Source organism: Roseateles agri, from assembly GCF_034043675.1.
In the GTDB taxonomy this organism is placed as follows: domain Bacteria; phylum Pseudomonadota; class Gammaproteobacteria; order Burkholderiales; family Burkholderiaceae_C; genus KK5.
In genome coordinates, this window is the sequence record NZ_JAXCLA010000012.1 from 194,011 (window position 1) to 208,930 (window position 14,920).

Genomic DNA, 14,920 nt, shown 5'->3' on the forward strand with positions numbered 1-14,920 from the left:
CCGATAACGCGTTATCTCGACGTCAACGCGCGGACTTTTTGTGCATAGCAGCAAAATGCCCACGCACCGACGCGGACGGGGTGCGGACGGGCTCTAGCGGATCGCCACGCCCCAGGGCAGCTTGCCGACCGGAACGTCGGCAATCTTGACGTTCTTCTCGGTATCGATGACCGACACCGCGCCCGAGCGGCCGCAGGCCACGTAGAGCTTCTTGCCGTCCGGCGTCAGGGCCATGTTCCAGGGCCGCTGGCCGACGCCGATCGTCGCGACGATCGTGTTACTGGAGGTATCGAGCACCGACACGGTGGCATCGCCGCCGTTGGACACGAACACGCGCTTGCCGTCCGGATGCACGGCGATGCCGTTGCTGCGCGGGCCGGCCTTCAGCTTGGCCTGGATGGCGAAGTTGACGGTGTCGATCACGTAGACCTCGCTGGCGTTCTCGGCGGCCACGTAGGCGCGCTTGCCGTCGGGCGAGAAGCCGATGCCGCGCGGCCGTGCGCCGACCGGGATCTGCTTCACTTCCACCCGCTTCGCGAAATCGATGATGTCCACCGCCTCGCCTTCCTCGGCGCTGACGAAGACCAGCTTGCCGTCCGGGCTGAACATCGCGTGCTCGGGGTTCTTGCCCTTCACCTGGACGGCGAAGGCCTTCTGGTTGGTCGTCGCGTCGACGAAGACCACGTCGTTCGATTCCTCGATGGCCACGGCGATCCACTTGCCATCGGCCGAGATGCCCACGCCCTCGGGCGATTCGCCCAGCGCGATGCTGCCGGACTGCGCGCGCTTGTCCAGGTCGATCACCACGAGGCGGTTGTTCGGCTGGTCGCTGACATAGGCCGTCTTGCCGTCGATGCCGACGACGGTACCGCGCGGCTTCTTGCCGGCGGAGATCTCGGCCACGACCTTGTCGGTCGCGGTGTCGATCACGCTGAGCGTGCCCGAGCCCTCGTTGGGCACGTAGGCAAAGGGCGCCGCCGCTGCCAGCAGCGGCAGGGCGAGCAGGCTGGCAAGCAGATTCGCAAAAACGGTCTTTCTCATCGGTCGTCGCTTTCGGTGTCGGGGGCCAGGGAAATGCGGTGCAGGGTGCCGTCGCGGGCGAGCAGGTGCGAGATCGCGGCGAGCACGTGGCCGACGATCAGCGCGCTGAAGACGAAGGCCGTGACGACGTGCACCCCGTTGAAGAACTTGTAGACCTCGGGCAATTCGGGGCCCCAGGGCGCCAGCGGCGTGCCGAAGAACTTCACGCCGTGCTTGCTGAAGTTCGAGGCCACGTAGCCGGACAGCGGCATCGTCACCATGCACACGTAGAGCAAGACGTGACCCCAATGGGCGGCGCGCTGCTGCCACCGCGGCAGCGAGGGCAGCCAGGGCGGCGGCTTGTGCGTGAGCCGCCACAGCAGCCGCGCGAGGATCAAGAGGCCCAGCAGCATGCCCAGCGACTTGTGCAGGTTGATGACGCCGGCGCGCGCCGGCGTGTTGCGCGGGGCGATGTCGTCCAGCAGGAAGCCGAAGGCGATCTGCGCGAGCAGCAGCGCGCCGATCAGCCAGTGCAGCAGGCGGGCGACGCGGTCGTAGCGTTGTGCGGTCATGGCGGTGTCAGCTTAGAAGCGCATCGTTGCTGAAGTGCTGAGCAGCCAGGTGCGGCCCGGCGCGGGCTCGAAGAATCTGCTGTTGCCCTCGTTGACGATCACCGAGCCGGCGTACTTCTTGTCGGTGAGGTTGTCGCCCCGCACGAAGGCCGACAACTCCCAGCGCTCGCTACTGTAGAGGTAGCCCACATTGGCCGCGAAGACCGTGAAGGCCGCCGCCGCGTCCGAGTTCGCATCGTTCACATAGACCCGGCTCAGCTTGCGCACCTCGACCCCGCCGCGCCAGCCGCTCACCGGCATCCAGCCCAGCGAGGCGAACAGCGAGCCGCGCGCGATGCCCGGGATGCGGTTGCCCGCCGGGATGGTCACGTTCGGCGTGGCGCAGGGCGTGGCCGTGCAGGTCAGGAAGCCGTCGCTGTACTCCGCGTTCAGCAGCGTGGCCGCTGCCTGCGCCTTCAGGCTCTGCCACCAGTTCGCGCTCCAGCCCAGCTCCAGCCCCGTGCGCTTCGTGCCGCCGGCGTTCTGGTAGGTCGAGCGCCCGCCGGTGTTGGTCTGCGTGACGATCTCATGCTGGGTGCGCGTCTCGAAGGCGGCGGCCGTCAGCTCGCCCAGCCCGTCCACCCGCGCCTTCACGCCAACCTCCACGCTGGTGCTGGTGGCCGCCTGCAGCCCGAAATTCAATCCCGTCTGTCCGCCGGCGCGGTAGGCCAGCTCATTGAGCGTCGGCGTCTCGAAGCCGCGGCCGGCTGTGGCGTACAGGTGCACGTCGCTGTTCAGCGCGTAGAGCACGCCGACCACCGGCAAGGTCGCGCCGTAATCGGTGCTGCCGCTGTCGTCCGGGTTGCCGGTCACGATGTAGTGGTCGGTCGAGCGGAACTTCACGCGGCTGTGGCGCAGGCCCGCATTCAGGCTCAGCCGCGGCGTCAGCTGCCAGGAGGCCTGCAGGTACTGGTCGAGGTTGTTGACCTTGTTGTTCTCGTCGCGGCGCAGCGCGCCGACCACGCCCAGCACGTTGCCGACGAAGTTCTGATAGCCCTGGCGGTGCTCGTCCAGCGCGTCGTAGGCCAGGCCCGCCACCAGGGTGAAGGGCGCATCGGCCAGTGCGGACTTCAAGGTCCAGCGCAGGTCCGTGCCCTGGTAGTCCCGCTCCAGGTCGATCACGCCGCCCGGGGCCGTGGCCGCCGCCTGCGAGGCCTTGGGGATGGACTGCATCTGGTCCGTGCCGCGGTGGCCGCCGTAGGCCATCAGCTGGATGCTGTTGGCGGCATCCAGGCGCCGCTCGTAGACCAGGCCGGCCTGGGTCTGGTTGACGGTCTTGGCCGTGTTGTAGTCCAGCGCGGACTGATCGACGCCGCGCGGGTTGGCGTTGAACTGCGCACGAGACAGGCCCAGCGGATCCTGCGCCTCGGGCAGGGCCACGCTGTTGACGACCAGGGTCAGCTTGCTGTCCTCGTCCGGGTGCAGGGTGAACTTGGCATTGCCCAGGCGCCGCTCGGCGGCGCTGTGATCGCGGTAGCCGTCGGTGTGGAAGCGGCTGGCGCTGATGACGAAGCCCAGGCCGCCGCTGGTGCCCGCGGCCTTGCCGCCGAAGCGCAAGACGCCGTTGCTGCCGGCGGCCATCTCGAAGCCCAGGCGCCCGGTGCTGGGCGGGTCTTCGGTGAAGACATTGATGACGCCGCCGGCGGAGTTGCCGTACAGCGCCGAGAAAGGCCCGCGCAGCACCTCGATGCGGCCCACCGAGCCGAGCTCGACGTTGGTGATCTGGCCCTGGCCGTCGGGCAGGGTGGCGGGGATGCCGTCCACGTACAGGCGCACGCCGCGGATGCCGAAGGTGGAGCGGGCGCCGAAGCCGCGCACGGAGATCTGCACGTCCTGCGCGTAGTTCTGGCGGTCGCGGGCGAGTAGGCCGGGTACGGCGCCGAGGTCCTCGGAGATGTTGACCAGCGAGTGGCCGTTCTTGATGTCCTCGCTGCCGATGCGGCTGATCGAGGCGGGGGTGTCGAAGGCGGCGACGGCCGTGCGCGTGGCCGTCACGACCACCGGCGGCAGGGTCTGCGGCGCCTCGTTGTTGTTGTTATCGGCGTGCGCAGCAAGTGACGCGCTCAGGCAACTCAGGGCAAGCAGGGAACGGCGATGCATGGAGTCTCCACGGCCGCTGATGTGGGTGCGGCTCGATTGTTCTTGGGTGATGCTACTTGGCTTTTTCAGCAAGGGCTGTGCCACAGGGCCTGCTCACACCACGGCAAGGGGTCGCGTTGTGACCAGAAAGGCCGCAGGCAAGGCGTAAACCGCAAACCGGGCTCGTGCCCGGCGAGGATTTGCAACGCCGCCTGCGGCCTTTCTGGTCACAACCCTTCGGGAAGGCTCGCCAAAGGGCGCCACTCGTCGTTGCAGCCCTTGCCCGCACGCGAGTGCGGGCGGCGTGCCGCGCCTAGATTGGCGCCCTTTGGCGTGCCTTCGCGACCCCTTGCCGTGGTGTGAGCAGGCCCTACCGGAACAACTCCGACTCCAGCTCGCGCCACACGCGCTGCACGTTCAGCGGATGCAGCTGCGCATAGCCGGGCAGCGCGGCGTAGTCGGGCAGCGGCACCTCGCCCTGCACCTCGCCAGCGTCCAGGCGTGCGCGGATCGCACCGCGCAGCGCGAGCAGGTAGCGGCGCTGCGCGTCGATGGCGCTCGCGTCTGCCACATCGCCCTGCTGGCCGATCAGCCGCGCACCGGTGGCGAAGCGTTCGAGCTGGTCGAGGCTGTCCAGCAGCGAGGCGCTGTTCGTGCCGTACAGGTCCGGCACGTCGCCGGGCCAGAGCAGGCCCTGGGCGATGACGATGCCGCGGTGGCGCAGCACCAGCGTCGGCTCGCCCGCCTGCCGCGGCAGGGCCTGCGTGTCGAAGGGGCCGAGGCGCGGGCCGCGCACGGCCTGCGGCGGCACGCGGATCGCGTCGGGCTCGTCCAGGCTGGCGCCCGCGGGGCCGACCTGATCGCGCAGGCTCGCCAGGCAGGCGCCGCAGCGCTCGTGCATCGCGGCGATCACCTCGGGCAGAGCCCACAGCCGCGCCCGCGGGAAGGCGCTGTTGCCCAGCGACAGCTCGGGCGCCACGTGGGTGTTGACGATGTCGGTGACCGGTCCGCCCGCCGCCTGCCGCGCGGCGCAGGCCAGCGCGCGGCCAAAGGCCGGCGTGGGCCCGCTGCCGACCAGCCACAGCCGCCGGCCCTCGCGCACCAGCACCAGCTGGATCGTCAGCCCGCCGTTGGCCGCATCGGGCCGGCCACGCGCCGCGGGCACGCGCCAGACATCGGGCGCCACCGGCTCCAGCGCCACGCCGCAGTCGGCCGATGCTCGCCCTGCGCACAGGGCGACGAGGACCAGCAGCATCGCGCCGAAATGGCGCCGCACCCGGGGTAGACCCTGAGCCGGGTGTGACGCTCTCTGTTCCGTTTCGTCGCAGCGCGGGTCGTTCATTGTTCCGCTTTCAGACCGCCGGCCGCTCTATGACGCGAGGCATGCATATTGCTCGACGGTAAATGCCCGAGGCCAAGCAATCTCCCTGCCCACGATGAAGCAGCCCTCGCCCGTCCGACATCAACCGTCCCGCGCCGCGCAGACCGATCTCGCCTGGGTGCTCGCCGCGGCGCTGCTGACCTTTCTGCTGGCGAGCCGGCTCGAACTGCAGGAACGCATCGCGCGGCTGACCTCGAGCCTCGAAGCCTGGCAGGTGGACGAGGTGCCGACGGCGCTGGTGGCGCTGTCGCTGGGCCTGGCCTGGTACGCATGGCGGCGGCGGCGCGAGTCGCAGCAGCTGCTGGCGCGCAACCGCGAACTGGCGCAACAACTGATCGCCGTGCAGGAGGGCGAACGCCTGGCCCTGGCGCGCGAGCTGCACGACGAACTGGCCCAGCACTGCACGGCGATCCGCGTGGAGGCGGCCTACATCGAGCGCAGCCGCGAGCCGGCGCAGACGGCCGCCGCCGCGCAGCGCGCCGCAGCCAGCGCCGAGCTGCTGTACGAGGGCGTGCGCCGCCTGCTGCGGCGCCTGCGCCCGGCCGAGCTGGACGAGCTGGGCCTGGTGGCCGCGCTGCAATCGCTGTGCGAATCCTGCGAGACGCGCAGCCGCCTGCGCTGCACGTTCCGCCATCGCGGCCGGCTCGACGGGCTGGGCGAGGCGACCGACACCGCCGTCTACCGCGTCACGCAGGAGGCGATGTCCAACACCGTGCGCCATGCGCATGCGCAGCGGCTGGCCATCGATCTCGGCGTGGATGAACAGGGCCTGCGACTGCGCATCGAGGATGACGGCGGCGGCTTCGACACGAAGGCACGCTCGCGCGGCCTCGGCCTGCTCGGCGCGGCCGAACGGGCCGCGGCGCTGGGCGGCTCGATCGAGGTCCGCAGCGAGCCGGGCGGCGGCACCTGCATCGAGCTGCGCATTCCGCTGCAGCCGCAGCGCCAGCGTGAAGCGGTGCTCGCATGATCCGCCTGCTGCTTGTGGACGACCACCCGGTCGTGCGCGCCGGCTACCAGCGCCTGCTGGAGCAGGGCGGCGAGATCGACGTCGTGGCCCAGGCCGGCGATGTCGACACCGCGGCGGCGCTGTTCGTGCAGCACGCGCCCGACCTGACGATCACCGACCTGTCCATGCCCGGCAGCGGCGGGCTGGAGCTGATCCGCCGGTTGCAGGAGCGTGGCGGGCCCCATGGGGAGGCACCGCGTGTGCTGGTGTTCAGCATGCACGACAGCGAGATGCTGATCCGCCGCGCGCTGGAGCTCGGCGCGCGCGGCTTCGTCACCAAGGCCAGCGCGCCGGAGCAACTGCTGGCGGCGGTGCACCGCGTGATGGCCGGCGGCCGCTATCTGAGCCCGGACCTGCCCGCGCGGTTGCTCGGCGGCCCCGTGGCTTCAGAGGCCGAATCGCAGTTCGACAGCCTGACGCAGCGCGAGTTCGAGATCTTCCGGCTGCTGGCCGGCGGCACCTCGCTGGCCGAGTGCGCGCGGGCGCTGCACCTGAGCCCGAAGACGGTGTCCAACCATCAGTCGCTGATCAAGGAGAAGCTGGGCCTGTCCACCTCCGCGGCGATGGCGCACCTGGCGTTGCGCCACGGCCTCATCAGCGCCGGCTGAGCAGCGAACAAGCGTCGCCGCAGAACTGGACGAAGGGCCGCCGCTCGCGGTTCAATGGGGTGGGGTAGGGACCCGCCCCGAGAAGACCTTCATCCACCTGGAGAACTCCCGATGAGCAGCTTGAACATCAACGGCCAGGCCATGGCCGTGGACGCCCCGGACGACACGCCCCTGCTGTGGGTGCTGCGCGACCACCTGGGGCTGACGGGCACGAAATTCGGTTGCGGCATGGCCTTGTGCGGCGCTTGCACCGTCCACCTCGACGGCGAGCCGGTGCGGGCCTGCCAGACGCCGCTGTCCGCCGCCACCGGCAAGCGGGTGACGACGATCGAGGGCATCGGCGCCTCGGCCGCCGGCCGCGCCGTGCAGAAGGCCTGGACCGAGCTGGGCGTGCCGCAGTGCGGCTACTGTCAGGCCGGTCAGATCATGAGCGCCTGTGCGCTGCTGAAGCAGCACCCGAAACCCAGCGATGCGCAGATCGAGCAGGCCATGAGCGGCAACCTCTGTCGCTGTGGCACCTACACCCGCATCCGCGTCGCCATCAAGCAGGCGGCCGGCATGAAGGGAGGTGCGGCATGAGCACGACCCGTCGTGATCTGCTGAAGCTGCTGCCGGCGGGCCTGGTGCTCGCCGTCGGCGTGGGCCATGCCGACGAGCCGAAGAAGTACGGCGGCGACGGCATGCCGCACGGCCTGCAGGACAGCCCCAAGACCTTCGTCTCGATCGGCGAGGACGGCATCGTCACCATCATTGCCCACCGCTCCGAGATGGGCCAGGGCGTGCGCACGAACCTGCCGCGCGTGGTGGCCGATGAGCTGGAGGCCGACTGGAAGCGCGTGCGCGTGGCCCAGGCGCCCGGCGACGAGGCCACCTACGGCAACCAGGACACCGACGGCTCCCGCTCCACCCGCCACTGGTTCGACCCGATGCGCCGCTGCGGCGCCAGCGCTCGCGCGATGCTGGAGCAGGCCGCGGCGGCACGCTGGGGCGTGCCGGTGTCCGAGGTGGCGGCCATCAACCACGAGGTGGTGCACAAGGCCAGCGGCCGCAAGCTCGGCTACGGCGCGCTGGCCTTGGCGGCGGCGCAGCTCGACGTGCCCGCGCGCGAGTCGTTGAAGCTGAAGGACCCCTCGAAGTTCCGCTACATCGGCAAGCGCGATCCGCACCTGGTGGATGCGGAGGTCATCGTCACCGGCCGCTCGCACTACGGCATCGACACGCGCCTGCCGGACATGGTCTACGCCGTCATCGCCCGGCCGCCGGTGCTGGGCGGCAAGGTGCGCAGCGTCGACTCGGCGGCGGCACTGAAGGTGCCGGGCGTGCTGAAGGTGTTCGAGCTGGCGGGCACGCCGCCGCCCTCGGAGTTCCAGCCGATCGGCGGCGTGGTCGTCGTCGGCCGCGACACCTGGGCCGCGATCCAGGGCCGCAACGCGCTGAAGATCGACTGGGACGACGGCGCCCACGGCAGCTACGACTCGACGGCCTTCCGCAAGCAGCTGGAGCAGTCGGTCACGCAACCGGGCGGCAAGGAGATCCGCAACGAGGGCGATACCTACGCCGCGCTGAAGCAGGCCGCCCGCACGGTCACCGCCGACTACTTCGTGCCGCACCTGGCCCATGCCTCGATGGAGGCGCCCGCCGCCACCGCGCGCATCAAGGACGGGCGCTGCGAGGTCTGGGCGCCGAGCCAGTCGCCGCAGGCGGCGCGCGACCGCGTGGCCAAACGCCTGTCGCTGGCACCGGAGAACGTCACCGTCAACGTCACCTTGCTGGGCGGCGGCTTCGGCCGCAAGAGCAAGGCGGATTTCGTCGTCGAGGCGGCGCTGGTCTCGCAGGCGCTGGAGGGCCGGCCGGTCAAGCTGACCTGGACGCGCGAGGACGACCTGCACCACGACTACTTCCACACCATCTGCGCCCAGCACCTGGAGGCCGGGCTCGATGCGAACGGCAAGGTCACCGCCTGGCTGCACCGCTCGGCCGAACCGAGCTTCATGTCCATCTTCATGCCCGACCCGAAGCAACTGAGCGGCATCGAGCTGGGCCTGGGTCTCGTCAATCTGCCGCTGGCCGTGCCCAACATCCGCATCGAGAACCCGGCGGCCGAGGCGCATTCGCGGCTCGGGTGGCTGCGCTCGGTCAACAACATCCAGCATGCGTTCGCCACGCAGAGCTTCATCGCCGAGATCGCCAAGGCCCAGGGCCGCGATCACCGCACGGTGCTGCTGGAGCTGATCGGCCCGGACCGCAAGATCGACCCCGACAAGATCGGCGACGTGTTCAACCACGGCGAATCGCCGGAGCGCTACCCGATCGACACCGCGCGGCTGCGCAAGGTGCTGGAGCGGGTGACCAAGGAGGCCGGCTGGGGCCGCAAGCTCGGGCCGGGGCGCGGCCTGGGCCTGGCGGTGCACTACAGCTTCGTCACCTATGTGGCGGCGGTGATCGAGGTGGCGGTGGACGCCAAGGGCGGCATCACGATCCCGCGCGTGGACATGGCGGTGGACTGCGGCGCGCAGGTGAACCCGGACCGCGTCGTCTCGCAGATGGAGGGTGCCTGCATCAACGGCATCAGCCAGGCGCTGATGAGCGAGATCACCTTCAAGGACGGCCGCGCGCAGCAGGACAACTACCACCAGTACCTGATCGCGCGGATGAACGAGGCACCCAAGAAGATCAACGTCCACCTGATCCCGCCGGACTTCTCGCTGCCGCTGGGCGGCGTCGGCGAGCCCGGCGTGCCGCCGATCGCGCCCGCGCTGTGCAATGCGATCGCGGCGGCTACCGGCAAACGCATCCGCCAGCTGCCGATCGGCGACCAGCTCGCATCGAAGGCATAACGCTTCATCTCTACTGACAGGGGCCGGGCTGCGGAACGCAGTCCGGCCCTCTCTACTTCAGCGGTTCGGCGGGGGCCTCGGGCTGCGGGTGGGGGCGTCCACTCCATGTCCCCCGGCCGCTGCGCGGCCTCCTCCTTCACTTCCGTGGCCACCCCCACCCACATCCCGAGGCAAACGACCATCGGTGTTCCTCGGCGAAGCAGGGTGGCGGGGTGCCCCAAAGCGCAGGTAAAGGAGGAGGCCGCGCAGCGGACGGGGGACACGGAGCTTTGGGGTACCCCGTCGCCCTGCGCTCGTCACACCAGTCGGGTGTTGTTTGCCGGGAATTCCTCGGGTGTGGCGGGAAGTTTTCCCTGTCTCGGCCGGGAGGCTTTTTGTAAGTTCTGGAGCGGTTTGCAGAACAACATCCCGGAGACAAAAAGATGCGCGCCCGTTTCATTCCCATCAAGCCGATTGCAGCCGCCGCGCTGCTCTGCTGCGCCGCCGTTCACGCCCAGCAGGCGCCGGCCCAGCTGCCCACGGTCGAGGTCGTCAACCTCAGCCCGCTGCCCGGCCTGGGCGTGCCCAAGGATCAGGTGCCCGCCAACGTGCAGACGGCCACGGCCGTCGATCTCGAACGCCGCCAGGCGCTGGACCTCAGCGACTACCTCGGCCGGGCGCTGGGCAGCGTGAACATCAACGCGATGCAGAACAACCCGTTCCAGCCGGACATCAACTTCCGCGGCTTCACCGCCTCGCCGCTGCTGGGCACGCCGCAGGGCCTGTCGGTGTACCTCGACGGCGTGCGGATGAACCAGCCCTTCGGCGACGTGGTGAGCTGGGACCTGATCCCCAAGTCCGCCATCGCCAAGGTGGCGCTGATGCCCGGCAGCAATCCGCTGTTCGGCCTCAACACGCTGGGCGGCGCGCTGGCCGTGCAGACCAAGGACGGCCTCACTGACCCTGGCAGCTCGGTGCAGATCCTGGGTGGCTCGCACAGCCGCGCGGCGGCCGAGTTCGAGAGCGGCGGCGGTACGGCAGCCTTCAACTGGTTCGTGACCGGCAACCGCTTCCACGAGCGCGGCTGGCGCGTGGATTCGCCCTCGGACATGAGCCAGATCTTCGGCAAGCTGGGCGGGAAGATCGGCACGGCCGACGTGTCGCTGAGCCTGGCCGCCGCGTCCAACGACCTGACCGGCAATGGCACGCAGGAGCAGGGCGCGCTGGCGCGCGACTGGAGCAGCGTGTTCACGATCCCCGACAACACGAAGAACCGCTCGCAGATGCTGAACCTGCAGGTGAGCCAGCCGCTGTCGCAGACGCTGACCCTGACCGGCAACGCCTACTACCGCCGCATCCACACGAACACCTTCAACGGTGACCTGAACGACGACGCGGCCGGCGAGTCGCTGTACCAGCCCAATGCGGGCGAGCGCGCGGCGCTGACGGCCGCCGGCTACACCGGTTTCCCGACCAGCGGCGAGAACGCCGCAAACACGCCCTTCCCGAAATGGCGCTGCATCGCCGCCGTGCTGCTGGGCGACGACGGCGAGCCCTACGAGAAGTGCAACGGCCTGATCAACCGCACCGAGACCAACCAGCGCAACTACGGCTTCGCGCTGCAGGTCTCGGCCAAGGCCGATGCGCACCTGCTGCTGGCCGGCGTCGCTTACGACGCCAGCCGCATCCGCTTCAACCAGAGCGCGCAGTTCGGCTACCTGAACCCGGACCGCTCGATCACGCCGCTGGACTCCTATGCCGACGGCTCGCTGGTGGACGATGACGACCAGCCGGTCGACTCCCGCGTTGACCTCAGCAGCCGCTCGCACACGACCAGCGTCTACGCCAGCGACACGATCACGCTGAACCCGCAGACCCACCTGACGCTATCCGGCCGCTACAACCGCAATACCGTGCACAACCGCGACGGCCTCAACCCCGGCGGCGGTACCGGCTCGCTGGACGGCGACCACACCTTCAGCCACTTCAACCCGGCCATCGGCATCACCTTCGCGCCCAGCCCCGCCTTCGGCGCCTATGCCGGCGTCAACCAGGGCAGCCGCGCGCCGAGCGCGATCGAACTGGGCTGCGCCGACCCGGCCTCGCCCTGCAAGCTGCCCAACTCCTTCGCCGGCGATCCGCCGCTGAAGCAGGTGATCACGACGACGGTCGAGGCCGGCCTGCGCGGCACGGCAGGCGGCCTGGCCTGGAACGTCGGCGTGTTCCGCTCCGACAACAAGGACGACCTGCTGTTCGTCTCCGACAACGCCGCCGGCTTCGGCTACTTCCGCAACTTCGGCAAGACACGCCGCCAGGGCCTGGAGCTGGGCCTGTCGGCCAAGCCGGTGGAGTCGCTGACCGTGGGCGGGAACTTCACCCTGCTGGACGCCACCTACCGCAGCCCCGAGACGGTGGACGGCTCATCGAACAGCAGCAACGACGCGGCGCAGGACGGCTTCCCTGGCCAGGAGGGCACGATCGAGATCCGCCCCGGCGACCGCATCCCCAACCTGCCGCGTCGCCAGCTCAAGCTCTACGCCGACTGGACGCCCGGCGCGCAGTGGCACCTGGGCATCGACATGACGGCGATGAGCGGCGCCAACGCACGCGGCAACGAGAACGGCCAGTACCAGGCCGACGGCACCTACTACACGGGCAGCGGCCGCTCGGCTGGCTACGCGCTGTTCAACCTCGATGCCGACTGGCAGCCCACGCCGAAGGTGAAGCTGTTCGCGCAGATCAGCAACCTGTTCGACCGCAAGTACTCGACCGGTGCGCAACTGGGCGGCAACCCGTTCAACGCGGCGGGGAACTACGTCGCCCGGCCGCTGCCGCGCCCCGCCGGCGCGGATGAGTTCCCGGCGATCAACGGCACCTTCCTCGCGCCGGGCGCGCCGCGCGCCTTCTTGATCGGCCTGCGCTACAGCTTCGACTGACCTACGCGAAGACGCGCTTTCCGCTGACAAGGCTCCTCGGGGCTCGGGTGCGCCGTTTGCTGCTGCGGCAGCGAACGGCGCGGTGCCGTGCTCCAAAAGGAAAACATCATGAGCCTTGGTTTCATCATCCTGATCGTGGTCATCCTGATGCTGATCGGCGCGATCCCCACCTGGCCTCACAGCCGCGGCTGGGGCTACGGCCCGAGCGGTGGCCTGGGCCTGATCCTGCTGATCTTGCTGATCCTGCTGTTGATGGGACGGATCTAGCCGCTAGAGTCGGTAGCACCCGCCACCAGAAGGAGACAGCACGATGACGAGCAAGAACACCATCTGCCTGTGGTTCGACGGCACCGCGCTCGAAGCCGCCGAGTTCTACGCCAGGACCTTTCCCGACAGCAAGGTGGGCGCGGTCCACTACGCGCCGGGCGACTATCCCGACGGCAAGCAGGGCAATGTGCTGACGGTGGATTTCACCGTCGCCGGCATCCCCTGCGTGGGCCTCAACGGCGGGCCCCAGTTTCCGCACACCGAGGCCTTCTCCTTCCAGATCTCCACTGAGGATCAGGCCGAGACCGACCGCCTGTGGAACGCCATCGTCGGCAACGGCGGCCAGGAGAGCGCCTGTGGCTGGTGCAAGGACCGCTGGGGCCTGAACTGGCAGATCACGCCGCGCGTGCTGGTGGAAGGCGTCACCAGCCCGGATCCCGCCGTGGCGAAGCGGGTGTTCAACGCGATGATGACGATGAGGAAGATCGATATCGCGACGATCGAGGCAGCGCGCAAGGGCTGAGGTTTCTCTAGCCGCCGGCCGAGGTCTCCACCGCATTGGCCACCGCCTGCAGCGCGCGGGCGCAGTCCTCGCGCGTCAGGTCGCCGCCGAGACACAGGCGCAGGCCCTCGGGCGGCTGGCGATCGGTAGAGAACGCGCTGCCGGCCACGGCGGCGACACCGATGCCGCGCAGTTGCGCGGCCATGGCGCTCGCATCGGTGTTCTCGGGCAGCGGCAGCCAGGCGTGGAAGCCTTGCGGATGGGTGCGGATGCCCAGCGGCCCGAGTCGTTCGCGCAGCAGCGTGCTGCGCCAGGCGCATTCGGCGCGCACGGCGTCGAGCACCTCGGTGCCGTGGCCATCGGCCAGCCAGTGGGCCATCACCGCGTTGATGAAGGGCGAGGCCATCACCGAGGTGGCCCGCAGCGCGCCGGCCACGCGCTGGTGGGCGGCATGGCCTGGTGTCAGCACGTAGGCCGTGCGCAGGCCCGCGCCGAGCCACTTGGACATGCCGGTGATGTAGTAGCTCAGCGCCGGCGCGAAATCGGCCAGCGGCGGCGGCGCGGCGACCGGCAGCATGCCGTAGGCGTCGTCCTCGATGATGGGCACGCTGTAGCGCAGCGCGACGTCGGCGATCTGCTCGCGGCGGCGGATCGGCAGGCTGGCGGTGGTCGGGTTGTGCAGGTTCGGGCACAGGTAGAGCGCGCCGACCGGCGTGGTCTTGCAGGCCGCCTCGAAGGCCTCCGGCAGCAGGCCCTGCTCGTCCATCTCCAGCGGCTGCAGCTGCGTGCCGAGTTGCGCGGCGATCGCCTTCAGACCCGGATAGACGAGGCTCTCCACGCACAGGCTCTGCCCGGGCCGCACCAGCATCGAGACCAGGGCCAGCAGCGCGGCATGGATGCCCGGCGCGATCAGCAGCCGCTCGGGCGCCGCGTCCGGCACCCACTGGCGCAGCCAGCCGGCGGCGAGCTCGCGGTCGCGCGCGGTGCCGCCGAAGTCCTGGTAGCGCATCAGCTCGTGCAGCGGCGCGGCGGTGATCGCCTCGGCGGCCGCCTGCTGCAGCTTCTGCATGGCCGGGTGGTCCTCGATCTCCGGCGGCAGGTTCATCGTCATCTCGGCACCGGTGCCGGCGCGCAGCGGCAGGCCGATGAAGGAGCCGCGCACGTAGGAGCCCAGGCCCGGCCGCGAGGCGATCAGGCCGCGGTCCCGCGCCTCGGCGAAGCCGCGCACCACGGTCGTGTAGTTCAGGTGCAGCCGCCCGGCCAGCTCGCGCAGCGGCGGCAGGCGTTCGCGCGGCGCGAGCCGGCCCTGCTGCAGGTCCTCGGCGATCAGCTCGGGGATCAGCAGGTAGGCCGGCAGCGTGCTGCTCTGCAGGCGGGGGATCCAGTGGGAGAAGGGCATCGGCGAAGGCGTTGGCGGGTCAGCTCGGATGAGCAGTTAGTGTGCCCGCGGCAAGGCTGATCGGATCGCCGTGCACGGGTGCAAGCCGGTGCATGGTTTCCATTGATCGGGTGCATTGATCGCATCGCGGCGGGGCCGTCTTGGTGCGGCGGCCCGCGGGGCCGGGGCCTGCACCGTGAGCGTGCCTGACCGCATGACGCCCCTTTGATCGGATCTTGATGGAGCGCCGCCGCGCCCGCGTGGCACGGCTGTCGCAAAGAGGATGGCACCGGCCGATCGGCGCCGGCCTTTC

12 protein-coding genes are annotated in these 14,920 nt (G+C 70.0%); 7 read left to right on the plus strand and 5 right to left on the minus strand.

Features of this window, described 5'->3' with window-relative positions:
* Nucleotides 1-93: 93 nt before the first annotated feature.
* The 4 genes from SNE35_RS30830 to SNE35_RS30845 all read right to left on the minus strand — a co-directional run bounded on the left by SNE35_RS30830 (nucleotide 94) and on the right by SNE35_RS30845 (nucleotide 4,986).
* Entirely contained in the window at nucleotides 94-1,041 is a 948-nt protein-coding gene (locus SNE35_RS30830; RefSeq protein ID WP_320426905.1) for a beta-propeller fold lactonase family protein, read from the minus strand.
* Entirely contained in the window at nucleotides 1,038-1,592 is a 555-nt protein-coding gene (locus SNE35_RS30835; protein WP_320426906.1) for a cytochrome b, read from the minus strand. Before SNE35_RS30835 ends, SNE35_RS30830 begins: the two co-directional genes overlap by 4 nt.
* Before the next feature lie 12 nt (nucleotides 1,593-1,604).
* The gene (locus SNE35_RS30840; RefSeq protein ID WP_320426907.1) at nucleotides 1,605-3,731 is read right to left on the minus strand and encodes a TonB-dependent receptor; all 2,127 of its coding nucleotides are present in this window, start codon (nucleotides 3,729-3,731) and stop codon (nucleotides 1,605-1,607) included.
* A 349-nt stretch (nucleotides 3,732-4,080) separates the two neighbouring features.
* Nucleotides 4,081-4,986 carry an MBL fold metallo-hydrolase gene (locus SNE35_RS30845; protein WP_320426908.1) on the minus strand — a complete coding sequence of 302 codons (906 nt, stop codon included), beginning with the start codon at nucleotides 4,984-4,986 and terminating at the stop codon, nucleotides 4,081-4,083.
* Nucleotides 4,987-5,146: 160 nt separating this feature from the next.
* Here SNE35_RS30845 and SNE35_RS30850 point away from each other — a divergent pair, with 160 nt between their 5' ends.
* From SNE35_RS30850 to SNE35_RS30880, 7 genes are all read left to right on the plus strand, one after another.
* Nucleotides 5,147-6,061: a sensor histidine kinase gene (locus SNE35_RS30850; RefSeq protein WP_320426909.1), complete on the plus strand. Its 915-nt coding sequence runs from the start codon at nucleotides 5,147-5,149 to the stop codon at nucleotides 6,059-6,061.
* Nucleotides 6,058-6,708 carry a response regulator transcription factor gene (locus tag SNE35_RS30855; RefSeq protein ID WP_320426910.1) on the plus strand — a complete coding sequence of 217 codons (651 nt, stop codon included), beginning with the start codon at nucleotides 6,058-6,060 and terminating at the stop codon, nucleotides 6,706-6,708. The genes SNE35_RS30850 and SNE35_RS30855 overlap by 4 nt, the downstream gene beginning before the upstream one ends.
* Before the next feature lie 111 nt (nucleotides 6,709-6,819).
* The gene (locus tag SNE35_RS30860) at nucleotides 6,820-7,287 is read left to right on the plus strand and encodes a (2Fe-2S)-binding protein (protein WP_320426911.1); all 468 of its coding nucleotides are present in this window, start codon (nucleotides 6,820-6,822) and stop codon (nucleotides 7,285-7,287) included.
* On the plus strand, nucleotides 7,284-9,545 hold the full coding sequence (locus SNE35_RS30865) for a xanthine dehydrogenase family protein molybdopterin-binding subunit (protein WP_320426912.1): 2,262 nt from the start codon (nucleotides 7,284-7,286) through the stop codon (nucleotides 9,543-9,545). The genes SNE35_RS30860 and SNE35_RS30865 overlap by 4 nt, the downstream gene beginning before the upstream one ends.
* A 422-nt stretch (nucleotides 9,546-9,967) precedes the next feature.
* Nucleotides 9,968-12,460, plus strand: coding sequence for a TonB-dependent receptor (locus SNE35_RS30870; protein ID WP_320426913.1), 2,493 nt, complete (start codon nucleotides 9,968-9,970; stop codon nucleotides 12,458-12,460).
* Between the two features lie 108 nt (nucleotides 12,461-12,568).
* Nucleotides 12,569-12,727 carry a DUF3309 family protein gene (locus SNE35_RS30875; RefSeq protein ID WP_320426914.1) on the plus strand — a complete coding sequence of 53 codons (159 nt, stop codon included), beginning with the start codon at nucleotides 12,569-12,571 and terminating at the stop codon, nucleotides 12,725-12,727.
* Between the two features lie 43 nt (nucleotides 12,728-12,770).
* The gene (locus tag SNE35_RS30880) at nucleotides 12,771-13,250 is read left to right on the plus strand and encodes a VOC family protein (RefSeq protein WP_320426915.1); all 480 of its coding nucleotides are present in this window, start codon (nucleotides 12,771-12,773) and stop codon (nucleotides 13,248-13,250) included.
* A 7-nt stretch (nucleotides 13,251-13,257) separates the two neighbouring features.
* Here the strand turns inward: SNE35_RS30880 and SNE35_RS30885 are convergent, their stop codons facing one another.
* Nucleotides 13,258-14,628: an aminotransferase-like domain-containing protein gene (locus tag SNE35_RS30885; protein WP_320426916.1), complete on the minus strand. Its 1,371-nt coding sequence runs from the start codon at nucleotides 14,626-14,628 to the stop codon at nucleotides 13,258-13,260.
* Between the last annotated feature and the right edge of the window lie 292 nt (nucleotides 14,629-14,920).